This window comes from Paraburkholderia sp. GAS38 (assembly GCF_050434965.1).
Taxonomy (GTDB): domain Bacteria; phylum Pseudomonadota; class Gammaproteobacteria; order Burkholderiales; family Burkholderiaceae; genus Paraburkholderia; species Paraburkholderia phenazinium_A.
Genome location: NZ_JBNDJO010000005.1, coordinates 132,333 through 157,706, shown reverse-complemented (window position 1 = coordinate 157,706; position 25,374 = coordinate 132,333). Strand labels below are relative to the sequence as shown.

At 60.0% G+C, this 25,374-nt stretch carries 24 protein-coding genes and 1 pseudogene; 11 read left to right on the top strand and 14 right to left on the bottom strand.

Going from position 1 to position 25,374, the window contains the following annotated elements:
• Positions 1–22: 22 nt before the first annotated feature.
• The 9 genes from P3T42_RS14030 to P3T42_RS13990 form a co-directional block, all read right to left on the bottom strand.
• Positions 23–1,030 (bottom strand): GlxA family transcriptional regulator, encoded by a 1,008-nt coding sequence (locus P3T42_RS14030; protein ID WP_429289056.1) that lies wholly within the window; start codon positions 1,028–1,030, stop codon positions 23–25.
• A 73-nt stretch (positions 1,031–1,103) separates the two neighbouring features.
• The gene (locus P3T42_RS14025) at positions 1,104–2,153 is read right to left on the bottom strand and encodes a HoxN/HupN/NixA family nickel/cobalt transporter (RefSeq protein WP_429306396.1); all 1,050 of its coding nucleotides are present in this window, start codon (positions 2,151–2,153) and stop codon (positions 1,104–1,106) included.
• A 31-nt stretch (positions 2,154–2,184) separates the two neighbouring features.
• The gene (locus tag P3T42_RS14020) at positions 2,185–2,568 is read right to left on the bottom strand and encodes a nitrile hydratase accessory protein (RefSeq protein ID WP_144158392.1); all 384 of its coding nucleotides are present in this window, start codon (positions 2,566–2,568) and stop codon (positions 2,185–2,187) included.
• Positions 2,569–2,576: 8 nt separating this feature from the next.
• Positions 2,577–3,203 carry a nitrile hydratase subunit alpha gene (gene nthA / locus P3T42_RS14015; RefSeq protein ID WP_429306395.1) on the bottom strand — a complete coding sequence of 209 codons (627 nt, stop codon included), beginning with the start codon at positions 3,201–3,203 and terminating at the stop codon, positions 2,577–2,579.
• A 21-nt stretch (positions 3,204–3,224) separates the two neighbouring features.
• Positions 3,225–3,968, bottom strand: coding sequence for a nitrile hydratase subunit beta (nthB, locus tag P3T42_RS14010; protein ID WP_429306394.1), 744 nt, complete (start codon positions 3,966–3,968; stop codon positions 3,225–3,227).
• 46 nt (positions 3,969–4,014) lie between these two features.
• On the bottom strand, positions 4,015–4,518 hold the full coding sequence (locus P3T42_RS14005; protein ID WP_144158400.1) for a DUF1097 domain-containing protein: 504 nt from the start codon (positions 4,516–4,518) through the stop codon (positions 4,015–4,017).
• Between the two features lie 46 nt (positions 4,519–4,564).
• On the bottom strand, positions 4,565–5,533 hold the full coding sequence (locus tag P3T42_RS14000) for a CobW family GTP-binding protein (protein WP_429306393.1): 969 nt from the start codon (positions 5,531–5,533) through the stop codon (positions 4,565–4,567).
• A 709-nt stretch (positions 5,534–6,242) separates the two neighbouring features.
• Positions 6,243–7,406, bottom strand: a complete 1,164-nt coding sequence (locus tag P3T42_RS13995; protein WP_429306392.1) for a M20 aminoacylase family protein — start codon at positions 7,404–7,406, stop codon at positions 6,243–6,245.
• A gap of 36 nt (positions 7,407–7,442) precedes the next feature.
• Complete coding sequence (locus P3T42_RS13990) at positions 7,443–8,672, bottom strand: diaminopropionate ammonia-lyase (RefSeq protein WP_429306391.1); 1,230 nt, start codon at positions 8,670–8,672, stop codon at positions 7,443–7,445.
• 170 nt (positions 8,673–8,842) lie between these two features.
• Here P3T42_RS13990 and P3T42_RS13985 point away from each other — a divergent pair, with 170 nt between their 5' ends.
• Positions 8,843–9,319 (top strand): Lrp/AsnC family transcriptional regulator, encoded by a 477-nt coding sequence (locus tag P3T42_RS13985; RefSeq protein ID WP_429306390.1) that lies wholly within the window; start codon positions 8,843–8,845, stop codon positions 9,317–9,319.
• A gap of 114 nt (positions 9,320–9,433) precedes the next feature.
• Here P3T42_RS13985 and P3T42_RS13980 read toward each other — a convergent pair whose 3' ends face one another.
• Positions 9,434–10,570 carry a branched-chain amino acid ABC transporter substrate-binding protein gene (locus P3T42_RS13980; RefSeq protein ID WP_429306570.1) on the bottom strand — a complete coding sequence of 379 codons (1,137 nt, stop codon included), beginning with the start codon at positions 10,568–10,570 and terminating at the stop codon, positions 9,434–9,436.
• An 816-nt stretch (positions 10,571–11,386) separates the two neighbouring features.
• Here P3T42_RS13980 and P3T42_RS13975 point away from each other — a divergent pair.
• Positions 11,387–11,929 (top strand): cupin domain-containing protein, encoded by a 543-nt coding sequence (locus P3T42_RS13975; RefSeq protein ID WP_074302225.1) that lies wholly within the window; start codon positions 11,387–11,389, stop codon positions 11,927–11,929.
• Positions 11,930–11,976: 47 nt separating this feature from the next.
• Here P3T42_RS13975 and P3T42_RS13970 read toward each other — a convergent pair whose 3' ends face one another.
• The 3 genes from P3T42_RS13970 to P3T42_RS13960 form a co-directional block, all read right to left on the bottom strand.
• A complete protein-coding gene (locus tag P3T42_RS13970) occupies positions 11,977–12,108 on the bottom strand; it encodes a hypothetical protein (RefSeq protein ID WP_290439589.1) in 132 nt (43 codons plus the stop codon).
• 358 nt (positions 12,109–12,466) lie between these two features.
• On the bottom strand, positions 12,467–12,991 hold the full coding sequence (locus tag P3T42_RS13965) for a DMT family transporter (RefSeq protein WP_429306569.1): 525 nt from the start codon (positions 12,989–12,991) through the stop codon (positions 12,467–12,469).
• Between the two features lie 192 nt (positions 12,992–13,183).
• Positions 13,184–14,098, bottom strand: coding sequence for a LysR family transcriptional regulator (locus P3T42_RS13960; RefSeq protein ID WP_429306389.1), 915 nt, complete (start codon positions 14,096–14,098; stop codon positions 13,184–13,186).
• 144 nt (positions 14,099–14,242) lie between these two features.
• On the opposite strand from P3T42_RS13960, the gene P3T42_RS13955 reads away from it, so the two are divergent.
• On the top strand, positions 14,243–15,511 hold the full coding sequence (locus P3T42_RS13955; RefSeq protein ID WP_429306568.1) for an SGNH/GDSL hydrolase family protein: 1,269 nt from the start codon (positions 14,243–14,245) through the stop codon (positions 15,509–15,511).
• Positions 15,512–15,605: 94 nt separating this feature from the next.
• Here P3T42_RS13955 and P3T42_RS13950 read toward each other — a convergent pair whose 3' ends face one another.
• On the bottom strand, positions 15,606–16,991 hold the full coding sequence (locus tag P3T42_RS13950) for a PLP-dependent aminotransferase family protein (protein WP_429306388.1): 1,386 nt from the start codon (positions 16,989–16,991) through the stop codon (positions 15,606–15,608).
• A gap of 166 nt (positions 16,992–17,157) precedes the next feature.
• Between P3T42_RS13950 and P3T42_RS13945 the strand changes: the two genes are divergently transcribed.
• The 8 genes and pseudogenes from P3T42_RS13945 to P3T42_RS13910 all read left to right on the top strand — a co-directional run.
• Positions 17,158–18,444 (top strand): hydroxymethylglutaryl-CoA reductase, degradative, encoded by a 1,287-nt coding sequence (locus P3T42_RS13945; RefSeq protein ID WP_074302222.1) that lies wholly within the window; start codon positions 17,158–17,160, stop codon positions 18,442–18,444.
• Complete coding sequence (locus P3T42_RS13940; protein WP_429306387.1) at positions 18,437–19,372, top strand: hydroxymethylglutaryl-CoA lyase; 936 nt, start codon at positions 18,437–18,439, stop codon at positions 19,370–19,372. Before P3T42_RS13945 ends, P3T42_RS13940 begins: the two co-directional genes overlap by 8 nt.
• Positions 19,373–19,441: 69 nt before the next feature.
• Entirely contained in the window at positions 19,442–19,945 is a 504-nt protein-coding gene (locus tag P3T42_RS13935; RefSeq protein ID WP_429306386.1) for a hypothetical protein, read from the top strand.
• Complete coding sequence (locus P3T42_RS13930; RefSeq protein ID WP_429306385.1) at positions 19,942–21,321, top strand: tripartite tricarboxylate transporter permease; 1,380 nt, start codon at positions 19,942–19,944, stop codon at positions 21,319–21,321. The genes P3T42_RS13935 and P3T42_RS13930 overlap by 4 nt, the downstream gene beginning before the upstream one ends.
• 78 nt (positions 21,322–21,399) lie before the next feature.
• A complete protein-coding gene (locus P3T42_RS13925; protein ID WP_429306384.1) occupies positions 21,400–22,734 on the top strand; it encodes an MFS transporter in 1,335 nt (444 codons plus the stop codon).
• 42 nt (positions 22,735–22,776) lie between these two features.
• Positions 22,777–23,691, top strand: a complete 915-nt coding sequence (locus P3T42_RS13920) for an SMP-30/gluconolactonase/LRE family protein (RefSeq protein ID WP_429306383.1) — start codon at positions 22,777–22,779, stop codon at positions 23,689–23,691.
• A 225-nt stretch (positions 23,692–23,916) separates the two neighbouring features.
• Entirely contained in the window at positions 23,917–25,017 is a 1,101-nt protein-coding gene (locus P3T42_RS13915) for a type IV toxin-antitoxin system AbiEi family antitoxin (protein ID WP_253190301.1), read from the top strand.
• Positions 25,010–25,345 (top strand): annotated as a pseudogene (locus P3T42_RS13910) (nucleotidyl transferase AbiEii/AbiGii toxin family protein); the annotation flags it as partial. The gene P3T42_RS13915 and the pseudogene P3T42_RS13910, both read left to right, overlap by 8 nt.
• Positions 25,346–25,374 lie beyond the last annotated feature (29 nt).

Below are 25,374 nucleotides of genomic sequence, written 5' to 3'. Positions count from 1 at the left end.
AAGTCGAGTGCGTTGCTAGCCTCTAACGTGCCTCAGAGACAGCATCCCGCGTGCGATCAGGCGAATCGGCGGAACGGAAGCGGCTTCGATAGTCAGCCGGGTTGATTTGCAGTCGCCGCTGGAAGGTGCGGCGCAGCCCATCCGTACCATCGAATCCGCAGCGTCGGGCAACCTCGCGTAGAGGAAGATCGGTGCTCTCCAGATAGCGCCTTGCGGCGTCGATACGCGCGTTGTTCAGGAACAGTGTCGGACTGAGGCCACATTCCTTCGTGAACAGGCGGGTCATGTTGCGTGCACTCATATGAGCGCGCTCGGCGAGCGATGCAAGCGTATGCTCCACGGCAAGATTGTCGAGCATATATTGCTGGATCTCCACCATCTGAGAATCAGGCGCTGCCTGAGATTCGAGTAGCGGGCTGAACTGCGATTGACCGCCTGCTCGTCGCAGATACACGATCAGATATTTGGCGACATCCAGCGCCATTTTTCGGCCAAAATCTTCCTCGATCATCACCAGGGAAAGATCGATTCCTGCCGTCACTCCTGCCGTCGTGTAAATGCTGCCGTCCTTCACGTAGATGTGATCCGGCTCGATCCGGGCGCGCGGAAACGTGGTGGCCAAACGTGGCACATCCATCCAGTGCGTGGTCACCACGCGGTCGTTGAGCAGCCCCGCAGATCCAAGCGCGAACAGGCCATTGCAAATGGCGGACACGCGCCGGGCATGTTTATATTGTTCCTTGAGCCAGTCACTGAGCGCCGGGTCGTCAAAGGTTTCGAAAATTCCGAGGCCCCCCGGGACCAGCACTGTATCGAAGTGCGGGCACAGGTCGAAGATCGTGCGATCCGGTACGACCGTCAGCCCGCTCGACGACTGCACACTGCCGCGCGTGGTCCCCACAGTGAGCATTTCATATTGGCACTCGCCTTGACTCAATACCTTGACTTCCGCGAACGCATCTTTGGGTCCAGCAACATCCAGCAGCTGGAAGCCTGGGAAGACAATCACGCCGATTTTGATCTGTTTCATCCCGTTCACACGCTCAGGTCGTCATGGTCATGGAGAGTCGGGGGGGCAGTGTCAGAGCTGGTTTGCGCACGGGTCACGCCGAGGCGGCTTCGCGATCGTACCCCTTCATTTTATAGAGCAACGCAGACGCCAGCCAGCCGATCACGAACACAGCGACAATGCCATATCCTAGCAAGCCGAAATTGTCGTTGAGACAACCGATGGCCTGCCAGAACGGCCCGGTCAGGCTCAGTTGGTCACCGAGCAGTCCAAGCACCTCGACGCCGCCGATTATCAACGCAACGACCGTGGAAATCAGCGTAATCGTCAGATTGTAGTAAAGCTTGCGCAGGGGCTTGACGAAGGCCCAGCCATAGGCGCCCAGCATCAGGATGCCGTCGGTCGTATCGATGGTTATCATGCCTGCCGCGAACAGGCATGGAAACACGAGGATGGTCCAGATCGAAAAGCCGGCCGAGGCCTGTGCGGCCGACGTGCCGAACAATGCCATTTCGGTGGCGGTTTCGAAGCCGAGTCCAAACAGGATACCCAGCGGCAGCATCAGCCAGCTCGAGCGGACCAGACGAAAGAGCGGCCTGAACAGACGCGCCAGCAGATTGCCCTCGAATTGCGTCAGGCGAAGGTCGCCGTCACGGCGCTGGCCGCGACGCATGCGTCCGAACGCGCGGAACAAACCTGGCAGCAGCACGATATTCATGGCGCCGATCATGATCAGGAAGGTCGCTGATACGACGGTGCCGATTGCTTCGCCGGTCTCTTTGAACGCATCAAAGTGATGTGCCAGAGCTTTGGTTGTGAACGCAACCGCCACCGCGCCGAATACCACGGTCAACGAATGGCCAAACGCGAAGAAAAAGCCAACCGCCACGGGACGTTTCCTGTCGTTCATCAGTTTGCGTGTCACGTTGTCGATTGCGGCGATATGGTCCGCGTCCATGGCATGGCGCAAGCCGAAACTGTAGGCGATGAAGGCGGTACCGATCAGCGCGGGTGAAGCGCGCAGTACGATCCATGCCCATGTCCATGCAAGGATGTTGATGAGCGCAAGCGCGACATACATTGCGCCCACCTTCTGACGTGCAGGTGAGCTGAAGCGCGTCATCACGGCGTTAAGCGTTTCCATGTGTTTCTCCTGGGTTGGGACGGACTCAAGTTCAATGGCTGTTCGAGTGCGGAGATTTAGCGGCTGTGCGCGTCGTGGTCGCCCCGCGTCTGGCGACCACGACCTGCGCGAGTTCGTCACGCGACAGGACACCGCTTGAGCCGACCACATCCAGTAGCGCTTCGAGAAAGCGCTCGTAATAGTCCCAGCGAGGCTGACCTTCGCACGGTGCGGATTCCCAGTGCGCAATTGCCGTAATCAGGCTTTGGCGGAAGTCTTCCCACTCGAAGTACCCTGCTTTTGAAAGCGACAACGCGAGGCCGAACACATCTCTTTCCCAGCGATTGGAAAAAAACAGCTTGCCGTCCAGCCGAGGGGGAGAATCATCAGCACCGAGCATCGACGCTGCCGCATATTCTTCGAAGCGCGTAAACATGATTAACCTTATGTGGCAGCGGGAGACGCAACCAGCGCGACACCCATCATCGATTCAGGGGTCACGAGCGCAGCCAGTTCCTGCTCGCTCAGATGCTCGGTGTTCGCGGGGCGCTCCGGCACAACGAACCAGCGGATCTGCGCACTGCTATCCCATACCTTGACATCGGTTTCCGTTGGTACGTCCACACCAAATTCACGTAGCACCGCTCGCGGTTCGCGCACGCCGCGTGCTCGAAATACCGGGTCCTTGTACCAGTAGGGTGGCAGGCCAAGCACGGGCCACGGATAACATGAGCACAACGTGCAGATGATCAGGTTGTGTACGCCGTCACCGTTTGCAACGGCCGCCATATGTTCACCTTCCGCGCCGGCCATGCCGGCTGGCAGGTCCAGTTCGGCGATTGCCTTCGGCGTATCCTCGACGAGGCGCTGCTTGAACGCAGGGTCGATCCATGCACGGGCGACAATCTTTGCCCCGTTGAACGGACCGGCGACGGTTTCGAAATGCTGCAGCACTGCATCGACCGAGTCGCTGCCGATTACACCTTTTTCGATCAGCAATGCTTCGAGTGCGCGTACTTTGGCTGCGCTCGATGCCTCGCGGTCGTCTTCATACTGAAACAGTGGAGTCATGACGATTCCTTTTTGCGCTGGTTAGGGGGTGGCCTGAAGATAGGCTTCGTACAGGTCTGCGTAGATCGTGGTGTGGGGCTCGCTCTTGCCCTCGCCCCAGATGTCGGCGGCGTCGAATGCGACCCGGTAGACCGCCATCGGCTCACCGATTCCGTCGACACCGGTTGAAACGAAGTACGAGAACGTACCAGGATAGACCTCCACCACCTTTCCGGTCTTGCGGCGCAGATAACCCGGTAAACGGGTGTGATCGACCGCTTCAGGATCGGCGACCCGTATTGTTTCTCCGTTCGAGAAGCGCGCCTGGGCACGCCGTTCGTGATAACCGGAATCTCCTTTCTCGAGATACGCATCGATCTGCTGCTTGATCGAAGCACGAGGGCTATCGGGCATCGGAGCCTGGGGATCCGCCCGGTACAGCGAAGTGCGTTCGGTCAATTCATCGGCGGTGATGTACCCCTGATCCACGAAGAACTGCGAGATGCCCATCAGCCATTTCTCGTAGTAGCGGTACTTGAAGTACTCGAAGGGCTGCATGTCTTCAGCGCCGGTGCGCAAAGACGCCCATGTCCACGTGCTTTTGAACGCAGTCGGTAGTTCCTTGATTGGGTAAGCCGGTAACGCATCGCCGAGGTGGCTGCTCTCGGCCATCATCGCCGTGTGAATGCCAAAGATGCGACGCTCCCAAGGTTCCACGAAGACCCGCGTTTCGACATTGACGGGGCCCAGATTCTCGACGCCCCCGAGGTGGTGCTGTAGTTTCATGGTTCGCTCCAGAAAGTTAGCGACTGGCAGCCAGTCGGCGTACGCCTTATCCCAGCTTGTGCTCGCGCTTGAATGCAAGTGCATCGCCCAGCACTTCTGACACGAACCCGAATGCGGCACCCGTTATGAGCGCGGCGGCGGCGACGAGGCCTGGGTTGCTGAGTCCCAAGGTGGTGATGGGCTTGCCTGCGGCCACCGTCGTTCCGACGGTCGATGCAAACCCCCAGACGATGGCTGGCAGCACATCCAGCAACTTGATCTTCGACGCCTGTACCATCGCAGCGCTGCCGATGCCGACCAGCACTGCAACCGCCAGTGCGCTACCGTTCGTTGTTGCGATGGCGAGCAGGGTGAGCGAGCTGATCACAGCGCCGACCAGATTCGAGGCCACGCTTTTGACGAAACCCGCGCGCCCGGCGCCTAACACGAAGAACGATGCCCAGGCGATGAACGTGACCCACACGGGCACGGGAAAGACGGTGGCCGTGAGCCATGTATCGGCCACCGCGAGGACACCGATGCTGACGGTGTAGGCTTCTGACTTTTTCATCTTCGTACTCCTGATGTGTGTAACAGCGGTAGGGAAAACGTTTCGTTCAAGCCACGCAACCGAACAAGCCCTCGCGCATGGCTGGCATGTCCAGGTCGCGCCCGATCATCACGAACTTGCTGTCGCGCGCTTCGTCATGTGCCCACGCTTTTCCAAAGCTCGAGTCGAGCAGCATGTGAACACTGTGGAAATGCAGGCGGCGGCGCTCTTCGTGCAGGTTCAGTACACCTTTCATGCGCAGGAGTTGTTGCCCGTGGGTTTGCACGAGCTGATTGGCCCAGCGATTGAAGCGCGTAGCGTCCAATGGTCCCGGAATGACGAACGAACACGACGCAATGGAGTTGTCGTGCTCATGCTCATGCGCGCCTTCGTCGAGCAGATCGGGCTCGACACGGAGCAATGTATCCAGCGAGAAGTGCTTGATGCCAAAGACTGCTTCGACGTCGACTGCGCCATGACGCGCGATGTCGATCGCCGCGGTGGGATTGAGTGTGCGAATACGTGCGATGAGGCTCGTCACCTCTTTAGCACTGACGAGATCTGTCTTGTTGACAATGATGTGATCCGCAAACACGACCTGCTCACGGGCGATCTCATCGTAGAGCTGCTCATGGAAATGATGAGCGTCCACGACAGCGACCACCGACTCGAGTTCAACGCGTTCCCGTACATCAGGGTCTGCAAGAAATGTTTGCAGTACGGGAGCCGGGTCGGCAAGCCCCGAAGTCTCAACGACCAGCCGCGCTAGAGGCTCGCCGGCGCGTGCCAGTAGTTCGGACACGCTCTTGACGAGGTCTTTGCGGACGGTGCAGCAAACGCAGCCGTTATTGATCTCCACCAGCGCGTCTTCATCGGCGACGATCAGGTTGCCGTCAATGCCGACTTCACCGAATTCATTTACGACGATGCCGACACGCGCCGGTCGCGCATGTTCGAGAAGATGATTGACCAGTGTCGTCTTGCCGGCGCCCAAAAAACCGGTGACGACTGTAGTCGGAATTTTTTTGAGTCGCATCTCTACTCTCCTCATGTTCGTCGGCAGAAATGCCGGAAGATCAGACGGATAGAGCGACTTCCGGGCCGAGAAAACCCGCGTGTCCCAATGCCCGATGCATTTGGCGTGATTCGCCGGGCTACGTGGCCAGATTTGTCGAAACCGTGAATTCCAGACAGACAGCGCGCTGTGGCGCACTTTGATGAGCCTGCAATGTCCTCCGCTAACGGACCCTGTATCGGTGCACGTTTCCCAGAAGTTGTGCCGAGAGCGCAGCGAGATGACTCTTGACGGGGCGATCTGATGCAGCGCCTAACCAATAGCAGCAAAACGACGAGTGTTGACCTATGTGCGGTCAACAGCAGGACGGGGTGGTGCCCGAGCCGCGTGCGCAACTCGTCGACATTGACCGCTGGAAGGAAATGACTGGCCGAAAATGACTTGGCTAATCAACAACGGCCCTTGCAGGAAAACGACACTCCGCCGAATGGGTAGTCGACCTGCGCGAGCGAATGTCCGTTGGACCTTAGAAGCGGTCGCTGCTCCCGCTGTGGTCTGAATGACGGCAATGGGTCGCGTGCTGCCGATCGCCATCAGGCAGGCATCGGCCAATTGTCGTCATTCAGCCTCTCAATTCGAAAGGCCGTTCACAGAAATGAATGAGACATTGAAATTCCGGGCGAGAGCCGGCTGGCCGTTGACCAAGCCGGGGACTCGAAGCGGATGTCACTCAGGAAAGAGGGAGGGCAAGTCGTGCTATCTCTGCAAAGTATCGCGCGCCGGTGAGCAATATGTCGTCGTTGAAGTCGTACGTGGCGTTGTGGAGCGGGATACCTCCTTCCTTCCCCGTATCGCCGTTGCCAATGAAAATAAAGTTACCCGGTACGGCCTGAAGGAACGCGCCGAAATCCTCGGATATCATCATGGGCTGCACGCTGGCGTCGATTTTGTCTGCGCCGGCGATATTGCGGGCCGCCGCAACGGCAAGGTCGACATATTCCGGCGAGTTTACGGTGGGCGCAAATTCGTGCGTGTATTCGAACGTGCATTCAGCCCCGTGCGTATGACAGATCCCTTCGCTGATTTCTCGCATGCGGGTTGCCAGCATGGCCTGGATTTCGGGCGTGTAGCTGCGCGTGTCGCCCTTGATCGTGACGTTCGACGGGATGACGTTGCGGATGCCATCCGTAATGAACTCCGTGCAGGAGATCACCGCCTGCAGACTCGGATCGAGATTGCGGGACACGATTGTCTGCAATGCCAGCACGATTTGCGACGCGATCACAATGGGATCGACGCCCATGTGCGGTCTCGCTGCATGCGTGCCACGGGCTTTGATATGGATGACGAAGTTGTCTTCGCTGGCCATGATGCCGCCCGCGCGTGTCGCGAAGGTTCCGGCGGCCATGCCGGGCATATTGTGCGCGCCAAAGATTGCGTCGACGGGATATCGCTCGAAAAGCCCGTCGTTCATCATCGCTTTCGCACCGCGGCCATGTTCTTCAGCCGGTTGAAAAATAAATCGTACGGTGCCGCTGAAATTCTTCTTTTCGGCAAGCAGACGCGCCGCGCCGAGAATCATCGACATATGTCCGTCGTGTCCGCAGGCGTGCATCTTACCTTGCGTTCGCGAGGCATACGGGCGATCCGGTGCGTTCTCCGCGATATTGAGCGCATCCATGTCCGCACGCAGACCAATCACGCCACGGCCGTTGCCGACCGTGAGATTGGCAACGAGGCCGGTACCGCCGATTCCTCGGTGCACGTCGAGGCCGAGGGCCTTCAAGGCGCGTGCGACATAGTCCGAAGTCGCGACTTCCTCGAAGCCGGTTTCCGGGTTCTGGTGCAGATGCTGACGCCAACTCTTCAACTGCGATTGCAAGGCGATTTCCATGACGTCTATCCCATTTCGATGGCCATTCAGGTTGTCTTATCGAACCGCAGCTTCGAGCCATTGAGCCTGACGTGAAAGCACCGAGTCGGCCGTTTCACCCACGCATTCACGGTAGACCGATGGCGCCGTTGCTCCCTCGGTGCTGATCACGAGAACGCGCGAATCTTTGTCCAGGCCGGCGGCGCGTGCCAGTTGCGAATCCTGCATGAGGACTTCGAGGCCCGCGTAGCCCGCTGCGCCGGATTCACCGACTACCAGCGGAACGTCCGCACCCGTTCCAACTGCGAGCGTGCGCATCGCGGCAATCGCGTCTTTGTCTCTGATCGTCATAAAATCGTCTACACACGACTCGAGGATTTTCCACGCGAGCGGTGAAGCTTCGCCGCATGCAAGGCCGGCCATGATTGAATCGACGGAGCCGGTTGCTTTCGCCGCCCGGCCTTCGCGCGCACTTTGATACAGGCAGTCTGCCTGCTGCGGCTCGACGACAACGAAGCGCGGACGTTTGCTGCCATGAATTTCCCACAGATAGCTGGCGACTCCGGCAGCAAGACCGCCGACACCGCCTTGCAGAAATATATGCGTGAAGGCGCATTCGTCGGCATGACTTTCTGATTGCTCGACGAGCTCGGCCGCGATCGCACCGTAGCCCTGCATGACGTCGCGAGGAATGGCTTCATATCCTTCATAAGATGTGTCTGAGACCACGTGCCAACCGTTGTCTTTTGCAAGGCGCGCCGCTTCTTCCACCGACTCGTCGTAGTTGCCCTCGATACGAACAATCTGCGCACCGTATGCAGCGATGGCACGCTCGCGTTCAGCGCTCACATTGGCGTGCAGGACGATCACGCAATTGCAGCCGAGTGTTTGCGCCGCTGCGGCCAAGGCTTTGCCATGGTTGCCGTCGGTCGCGCTGATCACGACGAGGTTCGTGAGCACTTCCTTGTAGCGTCCCTGGATCAGGCCCTTCGGATCGAGATCATGCTCGGGCCACAAACGCAGAATCAGGCGTACGAGCGCGATCGGTGCACCCAGAGCCTTGAAGCTACCGAGTGGTGAGCGGACGGATTCGTCCTTGAGGCTCAGGCGCGCCACGCCAAGTCGTGCTGCCGCATCGGGCAGGTCCCATAGCGGCGTAGCGGACGGACTGAGAAGCTTCCAGTTCTTAAGCCATGCACGGCTCTGCTCAGCGGACTCGACACTCAGAATTGTCTTCAGTTCGTTGGGATAGTCAGTGTGCGACGCGTGCTTGTTAGCGATCAGCATTGCGGTGAGGCTCCAGTGAATAAGTGTCCGGGGCGGACCGTCGCATTCCCCCTGCGAGGAATCCATACGTCAACTAATGCCCAAATAATATTGCTTGACGTGCTCAAATTAATCCCTAAATCTAGGGTCCCGGCGCAATAATCTCTCGCTTTCGTACAAGGACCCGCCTCATGACTATCACTCTCGACGCTTTCGATCGCAAGCTGTTAGCCGAGGTCCAGCAGGACGCTCAACTCCCGCAAAACGAACTTGGCGCCCGGGTCAACCTCTCGACTGCCGCGGTAAACCGTCGTTTGCGCCGCCTCGCCGAAGACGGCGTGATTGATCGGTATGCAGCGATCGTCGCGCCCGAAAAGGTGGGCTGTCCTCTCACCATCGTCTCCATGGTGGAAGTCGAGAGCGAGCAGATCGACCTGCTCGATTCCATGAAGCGAACCTTTGAGCAATGCCCGCAGATCCAGCAGTGCTACTACGTCGCGGGTGAATGGGATTTCGTACTGATCCTCACAGTGCGGGACATGGAGCAATACAACGACCTGACCCGGCAGCTGTTCTTTTCCAATAACAATGTGAAGCGCTTCAAGACGCTCGTGAGCATGAGTCGGGTGAAAGTAGGGCTCGGCGTACCTGTAGATATCGACGACTGAAGCAGATCACCCGGCTGCGCGGAACGTGACGTCTCTGTTGCATCGCCGCCGGCACGCGGCTGACAATGCCCACGGCGTCGCGATGGACATCGTCGTCTATCGCGACGAAGTCGCTTATCTGACGACGCTCGCGTCGTGCCAATCGCCCTGACCAAACTGCCGGACAGTAATCGCTCCGTTGCGAATGTCGCCGTTCGCGTCAAACTTGATCGTTCCCGTCACACCGTCCAGGGTCAGGTTCTGAAGCTTGGGCAGATAGACTTTCGGGTCGACCGAGTCGGCGGCCTGCATCGCACCGGCCATCGCCATCACAGCGTCATACGCATACGGCGCGTAGAGTTGCACCGGAACGCCGAACCGCTGCTGGTAGCGCTTGAAGAAGGCGTCTCCCTGCGGCATTTTCGACGGCGGCACTCCCGCCAGCGTGCAATACGTGCCGCTGTTCATCGCGGCGCCCGCGAGCTTAATGAATTGCGGCGTACAGGCTTCGTCACCTGCGATGAGTTTGGCCTTCAGACCGAGCTTCTGGGCTTGCTGAACGAATGCGGCCGCTTGCGTATCTCCGCCGGTGAAGACGATCCCGTCGGGAACGTGGCTCTTGATCGTCGTGAGGACCGCCATCCAGTCAGTGGTTTTGTCGGTACCGTATTCACGCGCGACAACGATGCCTCCCGAAGCCTTGACTGCTTTTTCGACTTCGTCGGCGAGTCCCTGTCCGTAGGCTGTTCGATCGTCGACGATCGCGATCTTCGTCGACTTCAGTTCCTTCACAAGAAAGGTGCCAATGACCATTCCTTGCCGCACGTCGTTCGCAACCATGCGAAAGACGTTCTTGTAGCCCTGCTCCGTGAGCTTGGGGTTGGTTGCGGACTCGGTGATCATTGGTATGCCGGCATCCGAATAGATCTTCGACGCGGGAATCGACGTGCCGGAGTTGGCGTGGCCGACTACGCCTGCAACACGGTCATCGACCAACTTTTGCGCAACAGTCACAGCTGTCTTCGGGTCGGCGGCGTCGTCCTGCGAATCCAGTGCGAAGGTTACCGGCTGCCCTCCGATACGGAGTTTCTTCGCGTTGAGATCCTCGATTGCGAGCCGAACACCGTTCTCGTCGTCCTTGCCAATGTGAGCCAGTTCGCCGGTCAATGGCGATACCTGGCCGATCTCGACCGTGACGTCCGCCTCTGCCAGAAGCGGCTGCACCGCGAACACCATCGTCAAAAGAGGAGGGATGAATTTCAGATTTTTCATGCTCGGGCGCTCGCTAGGTTGCGTCGACGGATTGAAGGAAACTCTGGCACTTCCGCGGCCTTTTTGGATCGCGTGAGGCTGTAACGATCGTAAAAGACGGGTGTGATAGCCAAAATCCTTCGGTTGTCCTGCGATGCAATTTCTGATCGTTCCGATGCGGAAAAGTGAGAGATTTTTGATGTCCATGTCGCCGCGAGAAAGCGGAACAACCGCGACGGTCGGTAAAGCTACGATCGCGTCGCGAACTGTAAGGGTTCGCGGATATGAAGCGTAACGGCACTATCGCGCTTCCAGATGCTGCGCTCGCAGCAACAGGTGTGGCTGCTATGGGTCAAGCAATGGTCGTTCGGGCGCGTATTGTGGGGGACCGTTGTGGGTCGAACTGAGCCCGACGCCAGGCGGTCTGCGGCGTATCGGTGATTCAGTCAGAATCGGGCCGGAGTTGGCCAGGAAGAGACGTTCACTGGAAAATGCCGGAGGACATTCAAGCGTCGCTAGCGCTCCGAAAGCGGTCGATGAATCTGGCAGTGTCGATGACAGTTCATCACCCCACCCGCAAGGACACGCAAGCGGGCGCGGGCCTTCTGTTCATCAGCAGGACGCGACGTGCAGGCCACGTCTTGGTGTCGATGCCGACCGACCGGCAGTCCCGCCGCTGCGGATCGTCTTGCTCCGTAATCCCCTCCGCTGGTCTTGCATCGGTCTTCCACGACGGAATCTTGACCGGCTCTGCTCCCTCCGGCACAATTTTGTGCTCGCGGCGCGCATGCCGGAAGATCGGCGCGCGCTTGATTGGCGCGGATACTAGAGGACGACATGACCGAGAAGGCGCCTATGATTGTTAACATGCACACGGCGCCGGAAATCGCAGCCGAAGTGCCCGCCGCCTGGACGCATTTCCAGCGCGAGTTGACGCCTGCGATGAAGGATGCGGGCCCAGGGCGTTTCGGGATGGGCCGTCTTGGCATGAACGCCAGGCGTGTGCCCCCGGGCCACAGCGCGTGCCCGGCGCACACGCACCTTATGGCCGACGAGATTTTCGTCGTGCTCGAAGGGCAAGGTCTGTTCCGCTACGGCGATCGCGTGTACGAGATCCGCCCCGGAGATTGCATTTCCTGTCCGGCAGACACGGGGATCGCCCATCAGATCGCCAACCCTGTGACCCCGGACGGCACGGGCGACCTGGTCTATCTCGCGATCGGCGCCGAGCCGCCCGCGGAGGTGTGCACCTATCCCGACAGCGGCGCGCTCGTTGTCGACGCCCTCCATCGCCACGGATTCCTGCGCGAGGCCGATTATTACGAGGGGCAGCCACAACCCACGCCGCTTCTGACGCGCGGCCGCGACGCACCTGTCTGATCGGGGCACGCGAGGTTGGCCCTAGGGCGGGTCCGGCTCGAGTCGCGTCATGAATACACTGACACCTCCGACAGGGTCGCTGCGATCGCATCCCCCTTGGGCGAGCCCAGCCCCACCACCGAATCCCAGCCGGGATCAGCCTCGAAGCTGTTATTGTTGCCGAGCGTGATGTCGTTCAAATGAAAGGGCTGTCGAGTGGCTGCGTGAGGTTCCGGCTTTTTTGCGATCTCGCCGTTGCAACCCGCCGTTCGCGCTGGAAGTCGTCCACCGGGTGCTCCGGCTCGACAGCGACCCGTCGGATATCAACACCGGCAACAGCAGACCCTCCCAACGCACACTACTTGCCATGACTTCTGTATTCGCGTTGAGAACATCGATATGCTCCTGCACCCCGATGGGCCCTACGGGGCGTAGGCGTTGCGGAGTTCCATGGCGAGAACGAAGCCCGAGTCAAAACCGGGCGGGTGTCCCCATACTTTCCTGCCAATTCCGTCGATGATCGACCAACAACAACCTGCAGTATCGTCGCCAATGTTTCTAGCTCGACACGGCACGCATTCTCAGCTTGAACTCCGTTACGACCATGGCGACGATGATCAGGACGGCTCCAGATAAATTGATGACGCTCAGGCGATCGCCCCCCAGCAGGTAACCGAACAATCCGCCGAAAACCGGCTCAAGAACCAGGATAAGTGCGATCCGGCTCGGAGGCGACTCCACCTGGGCCTTGGTTTGCACGAAATAGCCGACCGCTGTACCTCCGATGCCTAGTACGACGATAGTGGTCAGGGCCTGCGACGTATGTGGCGTAGAGAATTCTCCGGTCGCGATTGACCATACGAGAGACAACACGCCGACCACCATGACCTGAATGAACGCCAGGACTTCGGCATCATGGTTCTTGCTGACCTTCGACAGGATGACGATATGGAGCGCCGTAAACACTGCGCAGCCGAGGACCAGGACGTCGCCGATGTGAACAGAGAGGTCACTTATGGTAAGGAGAGCCAATCCGACCGCTGCCATGGCAGCACCCAACGCCTGTTGCTTATTCGGCTGCACCTTCAATAAGATCAGCGCGATTGATCGAGGGTCAACCAGCGTCGGGAACGGGGCGAGGCACCACAGTGGTCGTACGTGATGGAGATCGGTGGCAAATCATTCACGAGCACCTTGGCCCGTCTGCAACCTGGTAGCCTTGACTCGTGGCAATCCCGGAGCGGCACGCGCGGAGTTCAACGAACCTCTTATCCATCACGGTATGTCATGAATGCTGACCCGATCCGCAAGGAAATCCAGAAAAACTCGCGCTCGCATGGGCATGTGGCCACCTTGTCCGACGAAGACGGCATGGACTTCTTCAACGTCACCGGGGTTGAAGGCTTCGAGTACCGCCGACAGCCGGCCGGCAGCAATGTCCTCTCGAACCTGGAACGCAGCAAGGCGCGCCAGGCCTAACCCGGCGAGCGCCAGGCGATGCAAGGCTTCGCCATCGCTGGCTTGTGCGTTTCCAGTTACGGGAAGCACGATATCCGTACCTTCGTGCCGTATGGGCCAACCGGCCTGAGAACGTAGGTAGTTTGCCCCGAGGAGATTATGTCGCCGCAGCTCATCTGGCATCGAGGGTATGCCGTGACGCGCCAGGTAACCTGGTGCTCCGACGATGACCATGCGTGTCTGGCCGAGCTTGCGTGCCATGAGGCTGGAACTTTTGAGTGGGCCTGCACGAACAGCCACGTCGGTGCGCTGCTCCAGAATGTCGATGACCTCATCGGTCAGCACGATGTCCAGTGTGACATCGGGATAGCGCTTCAGAAATTCCGGCGCGAGCGGTAACAGGAAGTGATGTCCGAATGGCACATTTGCATTGACCCGCAGCCTGCCGCGAGGCGTGATATGTGCACTGGCACAACGTTCCGCTTCGTCCAGATCCGCCAGCACGCGCACGCCACGCTCATAGAAAACGCAACCTTCTGGAGTGAGTTGAAGTTGCCGTGTGGATCGATTGATTAATCGCGTTCCGAGGCGCTGTTCCATACGCCCGACCAGTTTGCTGACGGCAGATGGGGTCATCCCACAGGCACGTGCTGCAGCCGAGAAGCCGCCCAGTTCGATTACGCGGACGAACACTTCCAGTTCGCCAGATCGATTGACCTCAAGACGCGCCATGCCGGCCTCCACGGTGAATTCAATTCACAAATGTTTTTACTGGAGCCAGTCTATCCCGTATTCGTCGTTGAATTCATCATTGGCGCTCGTACCGCCATTGAATTCACTGATATGAAAAAACGCTACAAACCATCGACCTGCGCAATGTTGGCCTTGACGCTGACAGCCGGCGCCATTGCGCCTTCTGGCCGTGCCAGCGCTACGGACCCCACCTGGGTGGCCACCTGGACCGCCAGTCCGCAGCCGGTATGGGGAGCGGATTTCCTGTTCCCCACCAACGTTCCCACCACGCTGCGTGACCAGACCGTGCGTCAGGTGGTCCGTGTCAGTCTGGGTGGAGCGCGCGTGCGCATCGTGTTGTCCAATGCCTATGGAAAGCAGCCGGTCACCGTGGGCAAGGCCACGATTGCGCTGCCTGCAGCGGATGGAGCGGTGATCGTCGACAGCCTGAACACCGCCAACTTCGGCGGGCGAAAAGTTGCCACGATCCTGCCTGGCGCATCGTTGGTCAGCGACCCTGTCGCGTTACCCGTACCCGCGCTTGGACAGGTCGCGGTGAGTCTGTATTTCCCGGAAGAAACACCGATTACCACCTTCCATTGGGATGGTCGTCAGACCGGATGGATCGCTTCCGGCGACCAGACTGCTGCTGCGAAACCGGACGTGTCCGGTCCTCACATCGAACGCACCACAGCGCGCCCGTTGCTGACCGGGGTTTTCGTCGAAGCCGCACCCGACACACGCGCGATTGCGGTAATCGGCGACTCCATCACAGATGGCGCGACAGCCAGCCTGGACCAAGATAGCCGGTGGCCTGATTTTCTTGCCGCTCGCCTGGCGCCGCATGGGGTAGCGGTCATCAATGCAGGTATCTCCGGTGCTCGCCTGTTGTCGGATGGCATGGGCGTCAATGCCTTGGCGCGGCTCGACCGTGATGTCCTCGCGCAACCTGGTGTGCGGAGCGTCATTGTGATGCTGGGAATCAACGACATTTCCTGGCCAGGGACGGCCTTTGCGCCAACCGGTTCACGGCCGACACTGGATGCTTTGACGGCGGGCTATCGCCAACTGATCGAGCAAGCCCATAACCGTGGCGTGCGCGTGATCGGCGCGACGCTTACGCCGTTTGAAGGCGCGTTGCCCGACACGCCGCTCGATAACTACTACCAGCCCGACAAGGACGCGCTGCGTCAGCGAGTGAACGAGTGGATTCGTCACAGCGGCGCGTTCGATGCTGTCATCGATTTTGATGCGGCACTACGCGATCCCGCTCACCCGGCCCGCATCAGTGCGCCGTTCGATTCCGGGGATCACCTGCATCCGGGAGACGAAGGCAACCGCGTCATGGCCGAAACCGTCGACCTCGAAGCCTTGCTGCCCGACATCGGCCACACCCGTTCACCGGCCCGCTGATGCCCGGTTCCGATGCCAATTAGCGGAACCCACCGTTTCGATCCACCGCTGCCGGCATCGCACTCCGCACAAACAGCGCGTTCCTGGGTCAACCTCACGCGACATCGCGCAGCGCAGCCGCAAAACGCTTGTCCGCCAGATACGCGACATTGAATCGGCAGTACGCGGAGGCCTGATCGCTTCTCGGCGAAAAGATCGCGCCCGGGGCGAGAATCACACCGTGTTTGATCAGGGCCTCGGCCAGCTTCATGGAGTCGGGGTATCCGGGTAGCGATGCCCACAAATACAGACTCTGGTCGCTCACCTTGAAAATCTCCGCGCCGAGTTTTGTCAGTGCGTTGACGGCAACGTCCGTGGCCCGGTGAAGCTTGTCCTGAAGATGATTGGTGTGACGCAGGAAATGGCCGTCGCTAATGATCGCATCGAGCGTGCGCTCGCAATATTCGGAACTGCTCACATGCGTCAGCATTTTCACGTCGGCCAGATCGCTGGCAAGCGACGCGTCGCATGCGAGAAAGCCCACTCGCAGCGCCGCCGACACGGACTTCGCAAAACTGCCGATGTAGATCGTGCGCCGCAATTGATCGAGCGTCGCGATGCGGGTCAGGGAGCGGGGCCGCAAATCGGCGAGCGCATCGTTCTCCACAACAGTCAGATCATGCACTTCGGCAAGTTGCAGGATTCGATGCGCTTTGGCCGCGCTCGTATCGGTCGCGGTTGGATTCTGGCCGACAGACTGCGTGAAGAAAAGCCGTGGCCGATACGTAATCAGGAATTCTTCGAGTTTCTGGATGTTCGGTCCGTCCACATCGCGCGGCACGCCCACGATGTTGGCGCCACTCAATTTCAGCTTGCCGAACAACGGGTAGTAGCCTGGGTCGTCGACGAGAACGGTATCGCCGGGTTTGACGAAATACCGGATGACCATGTCCATTGCCTGATTTGCACCGTGCGTGAGAACGATCTGGGATGGGGTGGCTTCGATCTCATAACCTGCCAGTTTCTGCTGAAGCGATTGCCGTAGCGGGGCGTAGCCATACCGGCTCCCATAGCGAAACAGCGAGGCAACGCCCGTGCGAACGACACGCTGATGGTACTGATCGAGACGTGTCTCCTCCAGCCATTCGACCGGAGGAAATCCCTCTCCGAGGTTCAGCACGTCGGGTTTGACCTGCAACTGTTCGCGCATCAACCAGACGATATCCATCGCCCGATCGAGCGTGGACGTCTCCTCGGTTTCGTCCGTCGCTTTCACGAGGCGCGACACGAAAAACCCGGAGCCACGCCGTGGCTCGATCAGACCGTTCGCGGTGAGGATGTCGAACGCGCTGATGACTGTGTTCTTCGAGCATCCGGACGCCTCAGCATATTCCCTAATGGAAGGCAGCTTCGATCCCGCGGGCAACACACCTTCTTCGATCTGTCTGGCCAGATTGTCCGCCATCGAATCCGACAGGGTGGTCTTCTCACGCCGAATCATGATTGTTGCTCCGCAAAATACATCCACTGTTCTGGGTACAGTGAGTTGGCTGTCTGGGCTTACTGTACCTTTATAAAGGGTACGCAAGGCCTATTATTCGGCCATCTACCCACCGTCGCAAGCCCAATCAGCGCAGTGCGGCACTCACGACACCTGGAGACAACGCATGACCATCGATTCCACCCTTCCGAATTTTCGTACGCTGTCCCCGGCTGAGCGTCTGGGCCATCTCGGCAAGGTCGTTGGACTGGACGACGCGCAGTACGCTCAACTCGCGAAACCCGGCGCGCTGTCGCTCGAGACCGCAAACGGCATGATCGAGAACGTCATCGGCACCTTCGAATTGCCCCTGGCGGTCGCCGGTTACTTTCAGATCAACGGGCGGGACGTGATTGTGCCCATGGCCGTCGAAGAGCCGTCCATCGTCGCGGCTGCCTCGTTCATGGCCAAACTCGCCCGTGACGCGGGCGGCTTCGCGACCTCCAGCACAGGTCCGCTGATGCGCGCGCAGGTTCAGGTCCTCGGCGTTTCCGATCCTTATGGCGCGCGTCTTTCCATCCTCAAACACAAGGATGAACTGATTGAACTCGCCAATAGCCGCGACAAGGTGCTGATCGGCCTGGGCGGCGGCTGCAAGGACATCGAGGTGCACGTGTTCCCGGACACGCCTCGTGGCGCGATGGTCGTCGCCCACCTGATCGTCGACGTCCGCGACGCCATGGGCGCGAACACGGTCAACACAATGGCAGAGTCGGTCGCCGGGCGGATCGAGGAAGTCACGGGCGGCAAGGTGCGCTTGCGGATTCTCTCCAACCTCGCGGATCTCCGGCTCGCACGTGCGCAGGTCCGGTACTCGGCCGAGACGCTCGAGACGAAGGAATACTCGGGAGAAGAGATCATCGACGGCGTGATCGACGCCTATCTTTTTGCGGCGATCGATCCGTACCGTGCCGCGACCCATAACAAGGGCATCATGAACGGTATCGATCCGGTCATCGTCGCAACCGGCAATGACTGGCGCGCAGTCGAAGCAGGCGCACACGCTTATGCCTGCCGCGGCGGCCGCTACACCTCGCTCACGACCTGGGAGAAGGCCAATAACGGGGACCTCGTCGGTACGATCGAAATGCCGATGCCCGTCGGCCTGGTTGGAGGCGCAACCAAGACCCATCCGCTTGCGCGCCTCGCGCTGAAGATCATGGACGTCAAGTCCGCCCAAGAGCTCGGCGAAATCGCCGTGGCGGTCGGCCTGGCTCAGAACATGGGCGCGCTGCGGGCGCTTTCCACGGAAGGTATCCAGCGCGGTCACATGGCGCTTCATGCGCGCAACATCGCGATGGCTGCAGGCGCCACCGGTGCCGATATCGACTGGGTGGTCAAAAAGATGATCGCGGCGAAGGACGTCCGCACAGACCTCGCTGTCGCCTTGCTGGCGGGGCCGCGCGATGCCTGACGAACAATTTCCTGCCCAGGTGAAGATCGTCGAGGTCGGTCCTCGAGACGGTTTGCAGAACGAACCGTCGTTTGTCCCGACCGCGACGAAAGTCGAACTGATCCGCAGGCTCGCGAATGCCGGCGTGACCCATATCGAGGCAGCGGCTTTCGTCTCGCCGAAATGGGTGCCGCAGATGGCCGACGGGTCTCATGTACTTCGCGAAATCGAGCGCCGGGACGGCGTGGTTTTTTCAGCGTTGGTGCCCAACCTCAAAGGTCTGGAGGCTGCACTGGAAGCGAGATGCGACGAGGTCGCCGTCTTTGCCGCCGCCTCGGAGACCTTCTCGCAGAAGAACATCAATTGCTCGATCGCCGAGAGTATCGACCGGTTTGCGCCCGTCGTGGAGCGAGCACTGCGAGAAGGCGTGCGGGTGCGCGGCTACGTTTCCTGCGTACTCGGTTGCCCGTTCGAGGGCGAGATCGATCCGCTGCAAGTCGCTCGCGTGAGCGAGCGGCTTTATCAGATGGGCTGCTACGAGATCAGTCTGGGCGACACCATCGGCACGGGCACGCCTCTCAAGACCCGCCGCATGATCGAGGCATGCGCGAAGGGCGTGCCCACGTCGGCGCTCGCCGGGCATTTCCACGATACCTGGGGCATGGCCGTCGCCAATATTTACGCGGCGCTTCAGTCCGGCGTCGCGACGTTCGACAGTTCGGTATCCGGCATCGGCGGGTGCCCCTATTCGCCGGGCGCGACGGGTAACGTCGCGACCGAAGACGTCGTCTATTTATGCAACGAACTCGGCATTCAGACAGGCATCGACCTTGCAGCCCTGGTTGACGCCGGTGAATTCATTTCGTCGTCACTCGAGAGAAGTACGTCGTCGCGCGTGGCCAGGGCGATGGCGGCGCGACGCGCTCGTGCAGCGTCAATGCAACGATAGTTCGAGTACGCATGGAATGTCATGGCTGACATTCATATCAATCAAAACCCCCGAATACGGAGGAGACACATGGAACAGTATCGCGCTGGTCAGACGGCGGCCGTCATGCCGGATCGCGCGTCGACCGATACAGCCGCAACACGCTATGCGGAAGTATGGGGCGACACCGTCGACCTCGGCCATCTTGCATGGTCGGTTGTGCTGGGGGTCGGCATCAGTGTCGGCGCGTTCCTTGCCGGCACGAGCGTGCTGTCGAGCTTCGTCGCGGATGGCGCGATCGCCCGTGCCTACGCCATGCTCGTGGGTCTGGCGGGTTGCCTCGTAGCGGGCGTCGTCTGCGCCATCCTGTTCAAACCGAAACGAGAAGTCGTCGAGCATGCGAGCGATGAGAGCGAGCGTTTTCACGTGCTCGAACAGCTCGCGGCAGAATCCGGCGGTCTTGGCTCGATCAGCGATCTCTCGCCGGCAACGCGCGCCGAGATGAAGGAACTGGGCATTCTCGAGTTGTTCGCGTCGTACGAAGCGACGCATGGGCATGCAGCGCCGTCCCCTCGCCAGGGAGAGCAGGCATGACTCCGCTGCTCCATCAAATATTCGTTGCGTTATCGATGGGACTGGTCGGCGCCATCGTCTTTGCCGGTATCGGGCTGATTTCCGGCACCGACGAAACCACGACGATTGCGCCGCTCACCTTGCTGGTCGCACTGCTTGGCGTGCCGCCTGCGGGCGTCTTCACGTTTTTCATGTCGGGCGCGGTGTCGAAACACATGACGCACTCGATTCCGACCGCGCTACTCGGCATCCCCGGCGACACGATGGCGGCACCGCTTCTGCAACAGGCGACGATGCTTCGGGCGCTGGGTGTGCCCCATATCGCGCTGCGCAAGATGACGTCGGGCGCGATCATCGCGGCCTTTGTGGCGGTACCGCTCGCGGTGCTCTTCGCGGTCCTCCTTGCGCCGTTCGGCGGGTCGATCAGTAAAGCCGCGCCGTGGGTTTTCCTCGCCGCCGCATTAGGCATCGCTTACTTTTCCGCCGGCAGATGGGCGTCGATGCTGTTGCTGATCCCGTTCGTTCTGCTGATCGTCGGGCTTCAGGCCCTGACCGGAAAGTATGGCGTCAAGTTGAGCGTCAGTTACTTCCTGGGGATCGCGATCGGACCACTCATCGCCGATCTGTTTTCGATTCTTTCGCCGGTGGAAAGACAACGCATGCGCCGCTCAGGCAAGGCGACGTTTTCCCTCGCGCCGGATGTGAAAGGGTGGAGCGGCTATTTTCCCAATCCGTTCAGGGTGCTCGACCGGCAACAAACGGCGTGGACCGTGGCAACCGCAGCGGTGTCGAGCGCCACGTTCGTTTTCAGCCCGGTTGCGATGACGGTCGTGATGGGTGAACTCGTCGGCGCTCGCGTGAAGCATGCGTATCAGCGACTGACCACGGTCATCGCGGCGCGAAACGGCGTGACCGAGGCGACCTATATCGCTGAAGCGCTCATTCCGTTGATCGCCTTTGGTTTGCCGCTCAGTCCGGTGGCGGCGGGACCGGCGGCGCCGCTGTTCAACGCGCCACCGCGCTTTTCTGTCGACACGGCGACGGGCCATATCAACAACCTGCACACATTGATGTCGGGGTGGGAATTCCTCGGTTTTGGGCTGCTGTCGGTGCTGCTTGCCGCGCTGATCGCTTACCCGCTGACCATGAATTATGCGCATCGTGCCGCGTCGTTCGTCGCACGACGCCTCAGCCACGAGGCGATCATCGCGACGTTTGCGGGACTCATCGTGGTGATCAGCGTATGGGAGGGGCAACTGCTCGGCCTCGCCGTCATCCTGACTGTCGGCCTGTTCGGCGGGCTGTTATCCAGGGCGTTTGCGTTCAACACAGGCGTTCAGTTCATGGGCTATTACGTCGCCGTGTTGAGCGTGCCGGCCATCGTCAAACTGTTTTGAGGATTCACCGGTGTTAGCGGGCTCAGATCCGCATAGCCGTTCCATTGTCGTTAAATGTTTGACTCAGGAGACAACATCGTGATCGACAAAGAAATCGCAGATGCGCGAGCCGCATTCGAACCCGTGGGCGCGGCAGAGGCGCGCATCATGCCGGACAGGCGCGGTGGTTTGCTCGGCGTGCTTGGGTTGCAAGGCATCCCGAAGCGCGCATGGATGGTAACGATCCTTTCGATGGGCGGCTGGCTACTCGTCAACGCGGACGGCAGCCTCTTCAATTTCACCTATCCGCTGATCCAGAAGGACCTCGGCATTTCCGACAATCAGATCGGCGTGATCTACACGTTGTTGTACGCGGTGGGCGCAATATCGACGTTCGTCGCGGGGCCGTTGATGGACCGCATCGGCCGCAAGCCGATTTATCAGGCGTGTCTGTTTGCAGCTGCGCTAGGGAGTCTCGTCACCGCTGCGGCGCCCGGTTTCCTGATCCTCGTCGTTGGGCGGTCGATCACCCAGATTGGCGCCGCGACCGAATGGATGTCGGGACAGGTGATGGTCGCGGAGGAGGCACCGGCGAAGGTCCGCGGCAGATTGATTGGACTCGCGCAGATTGGCTATCCGCTGGGTTTTTTTGTTGGCGCTTTGTTAGCCATGCTGATCGTCGATCGCTTCGGTTGGCGAGTGCTGTTCGTGTGTGGCCTGCTGCCCGTGGTGCTGATGATCGTGGCACGTCGCGGTATCCACGATACCGAGCGCTTCCAGGAGGAGAAAGCGATCGAACAGGCCCATGGTCAGCTACGGCAAAACCGCTTTGGGCAGTTGTTCGAAGCGGACCTGCGCCGCTCGTCGGTGTGCCTGGCGATATGGCACTTCGTCTATGCATTCGGCGCGGCGGGAATCATCAGCTATCTGCCGACCGTGTATACGCACTTCAATATTTCGTTGACCAACATGTTCGAGTCATCGGCGATTGCGACGGGTGTTGCCGCTTTCGGCTATGTCCTGTCGGCCTTTCTCGGCGAAAAATATGGCCGGCGCGAAGTGTGCGCTGTCTTTCTCGTACTCGGCGCTGCAGCGGGTGCCTTGCTCGCATTTTATGCGGGCACGTGGGCGCTGCTGACTGCGTTCTACGCATTATTTTATTTCTTCACGCTTGGCCATGTCACCTCGGCAGTGGGATTTGCCGCCGAAGCATTTCCGACGCGTGTGCGCGGTACGGGTTCAAACCTCGTCGCGGGATCGGAATGGATCGGCTTCATGGTTGCGGCGCTGACTGGACCGTGGCTTCTGAACCATGCCGGCTATACCACGACCCTTATCATATGGTGCGTCGCTGCGCCGTTGATTGCGGCGGTGTCCGCCATGAGCATGAAGCGCATTGCGCCGCAGACCGTGCTTGAGAAGATCCACCGCTAGGATATTGGCAAACACACCAGGAGACACGCGGGTAACCGCGCGATGAAATTGATGGTCGATACAACTGTAGTCAGGGACGGTCTTCATTTTGCCGAATCGCCGTCCGAGGGGCCCGATGGGTTGCTTTACGTGTCGGACTTTTATGCGCACGAGGTGCTGCGGATCGACCCGCGAACATGGAGTGCCAGCGTCGCTGCGACGGTGCCTGCGCAACCATCGGGCCTTGGTTGGTTGCCCGATGGCCGGATGCTCGTGGTATCCATGCGAGACCTCAAGCTGTTGCGACTCGAAGAAAACGGAAACCTTTCGATCCATGCCGATCTGTCGCCGGTCGCTCGTGGTGCGGCAAACGACATGAAGGTCGACGCGCAAGGACGCGCATGGGTCGGCTCGTTTGGGTTCGACTTTTACGGGCTTCTGGAAGCGGATCCGAACGCCGACCCGCTGTTCGGACCCGGCGCGAATCCTCCGACGGCCGATATCGCTTGCGTGCGCCTGGACGGCACGGTGAGTTGTGCCGCGCAGGGGCTGCAATTCCCGAACGGCACGGTGCAGCTATCCGACGGAACCCTGGTGATCGCCGAGACCGTGGGTACTTGCCTGACGGCCTTTTCGATTGACCCAGCAGGCAAGCTGACCGACCGGCGGATCTGGGCCGATCTTTCAGAACTCGGGCCTGACGGCGACAGGGTGTTGCCTGATGGCATCTGTGCGGATGCCGAAGATGGGATCTGGGTGTCCGACCCGGCGCACAGCCGGGCTATCCGCCTGGACCGCCATGGCCGAGTGACCGATCGCATAAGGACCTCGCAACCGTGCTTCGCGGTAGGGCTGAGCGGTCCGGACGGAAGGACCTTGATATGCTGCACGGCCGAAACATCGAATCCGAATATCGCGGCCACGCGCCGGACCGGAAAACTGGAGGCGGTTCGAGTGGCGGTGGGGCGGCAAGCTTAGCGCCGGTGGTGTCCGCGCTTTTGCTGCGGGCACCGGTCAATCTTTCGCGACGGCTAGCGATGTTGTCCGCGAGACTCTATGTGCTGACATCGCTCTATAACGTATATAGATCGCTCACCAGCTAAACATTCCCTACCGTAGGCGCCGTTCCGGGCATATGTACGTTATTTGTATTGTGTATGTTTTTATCATACACTGGTGAATAAACGTACATGGGAGTTGCACGTGACCTTCTCGGATCGCCTCGCCAGTAGTGAGCAGCGCGCGCTGACGCTGGCTTGCGAAGCGTTTTCAGATGCGACGCGCCTCTATCAGGCGACGCCCCTCAGCGCGTCAGGCAGGAAAGGGCAAGTCGACGCGCGGATGTCGACAAACGATGGCCCGGACGCGTGGATCCGCTTCGACGTTGCGGGAAAGCACCTCGTAATCCCCGTAGTCATCAAGGCGAGCGCCAGCTCGCTCGGCGCGGGGGTCATTGTCAACCGCATGCGCTCTCGCTCCACGCCTGAAGACAATCGTCCGTTGATGCTCGTCACGCAGCATGTCACGCCGCGGCTGGCGGATGAGCTGATCGCCAAACGTATTCCGTTCCTCGACACCGCGGGCAACGTCTTCCTCCAGGCGCCGGAGGCGACGATCATGATCGTCGGCCGCGGCAAACCCACACTGCAGCGTCTGGACCGGACGTCGCGGTCGACCACACCAAAGGGCATGCGCGTGACCTTTGCGCTCCTGACTTTGCCCGGTCTCGTGGATGAACCCTATCGCACGATCGCAGACTTCTCGGGTGTTGCCCTGAACACGGTGAATCTGGCGATGGACGACCTTATGGATCGTGGTCTGGTGGTGGTCAAAGGCAAGAACAGGGTGATCGTCGACCGCCGCCGACTGGTCGACGACTGGGTGAGCCTCTATCCGACCCGGCTGCGCCCCAAGCTCGGCCCGCAACGCTTTACCAGTTGGGCGAAAGACAAGAGTTGGTGGCTTAACCCGGAGGCGCTCGATCCCCAAGCCCGTCTTGGCGGCGAAGTGGCGGCAGACATCCTCACCCGAAATCTCAAGCCCGCGACCGTGACTGTCTACGCGCGAGGCGGGCTCGCGCCGACAATGATGTCGAAAGCCATGCTGAGGCCAGACGAGCGCGGTGACGTCGAAGTGCTCGATGCGTTCTGGCCCGTGGCGGCGGAAGACCGATGGGGCTTGTCCGATCGCGGAGTCGTTCACCCTCTCCTCGTCTACGCGGATCTGATCATGTCGGGCGACGACCGGAATCGCGAAGTGGCCCAAGCGATCTACGCAAGCTACATGGCGAAAAAGAATGCTTAAAGTCTCCGTCGAACGTCCGGTCGAGCCGCTCACGATCGCCTTGCTTCGAGACGTCAAAGGCGCGTGCGCGCAACTCGGCACGCGGTTCGTGCTCGCGGGCGCGACCGCGCGCGACATCCTCATGTGGCATCTTCACGACATTAAGGCCCCTGTCGCCACGCGTGATGTCGACGTGGCGGTCTGCGCGGTGAGTTGGGAGTTCCACGACATGCTGATCGACCTGCTATTGCAAACGCAGCGCTTCAGACGTCACCCGAAGCAGCAGCAGAAATTCTTGTTCAAGCGCAGCCCGGACGACTACGAGATCGAGCACAACCGGCCATTCGGCATGGCGACACCGATGTACTTTCGTACCGC

Excerpts from the sequence above, each read along its gene's own strand:
- P3T42_RS13995 (WP_429306392.1), bottom strand. The coding sequence starts at position 7,406 with ATGGAAATCGCCTTGCAATCGCAGTTGAAGAGTTGGCGTCAGCATCTG.
- P3T42_RS13935 (WP_429306386.1), top strand. The coding sequence starts at position 19,442 with ATGGAACAGTATCGCGCTGGTCAGACGGCGGCCGTCATGCCGGATCGC.
- P3T42_RS13980 (WP_429306570.1), bottom strand. The coding sequence starts at position 10,570 with ATGAAAAATCTGAAATTCATCCCTCCTCTTTTGACGATGGTGTTCGCG.
- P3T42_RS13945 (WP_074302222.1), top strand. The coding sequence starts at position 17,158 with ATGACCATCGATTCCACCCTTCCGAATTTTCGTACGCTGTCCCCGGCT.
- P3T42_RS14025 (WP_429306396.1), bottom strand. The coding sequence starts at position 2,153 with ATGGAAACGCTTAACGCCGTGATGACGCGCTTCAGCTCACCTGCACGT.
- P3T42_RS14005 (WP_144158400.1), bottom strand. The coding sequence starts at position 4,518 with ATGAAAAAGTCAGAAGCCTACACCGTCAGCATCGGTGTCCTCGCGGTG.
- P3T42_RS13985 (WP_429306390.1), top strand. The coding sequence starts at position 8,843 with ATGACTATCACTCTCGACGCTTTCGATCGCAAGCTGTTAGCCGAGGTC.
- P3T42_RS13960 (WP_429306389.1), bottom strand. The coding sequence starts at position 14,098 with ATGGCGCGTCTTGAGGTCAATCGATCTGGCGAACTGGAAGTGTTCGTC.
- P3T42_RS13930 (WP_429306385.1), top strand. The coding sequence starts at position 19,942 with ATGACTCCGCTGCTCCATCAAATATTCGTTGCGTTATCGATGGGACTG.
- P3T42_RS13990 (WP_429306391.1), bottom strand. The coding sequence starts at position 8,672 with ATGCTGATCGCTAACAAGCACGCGTCGCACACTGACTATCCCAACGAA.
- nthA (WP_429306395.1), bottom strand. The coding sequence starts at position 3,203 with ATGACTCCACTGTTTCAGTATGAAGACGACCGCGAGGCATCGAGCGCA.
- P3T42_RS13940 (WP_429306387.1), top strand. The coding sequence starts at position 18,437 with ATGCCTGACGAACAATTTCCTGCCCAGGTGAAGATCGTCGAGGTCGGT.
- P3T42_RS13955 (WP_429306568.1), top strand. The coding sequence starts at position 14,243 with ATGTTGGCCTTGACGCTGACAGCCGGCGCCATTGCGCCTTCTGGCCGT.
- P3T42_RS13950 (WP_429306388.1), bottom strand. The coding sequence starts at position 16,991 with ATGATTCGGCGTGAGAAGACCACCCTGTCGGATTCGATGGCGGACAAT.
- P3T42_RS13920 (WP_429306383.1), top strand. The coding sequence starts at position 22,777 with ATGAAATTGATGGTCGATACAACTGTAGTCAGGGACGGTCTTCATTTT.
- P3T42_RS14000 (WP_429306393.1), bottom strand. The coding sequence starts at position 5,533 with ATGCGACTCAAAAAAATTCCGACTACAGTCGTCACCGGTTTTTTGGGC.
- nthB (WP_429306394.1), bottom strand. The coding sequence starts at position 3,968 with ATGAAACTACAGCACCACCTCGGGGGCGTCGAGAATCTGGGCCCCGTC.
- P3T42_RS14030 (WP_429289056.1), bottom strand. The coding sequence starts at position 1,030 with ATGAAACAGATCAAAATCGGCGTGATTGTCTTCCCAGGCTTCCAGCTG.
- P3T42_RS13975 (WP_074302225.1), top strand. The coding sequence starts at position 11,387 with ATGACCGAGAAGGCGCCTATGATTGTTAACATGCACACGGCGCCGGAA.
- P3T42_RS14020 (WP_144158392.1), bottom strand. The coding sequence starts at position 2,568 with ATGTTTACGCGCTTCGAAGAATATGCGGCAGCGTCGATGCTCGGTGCT.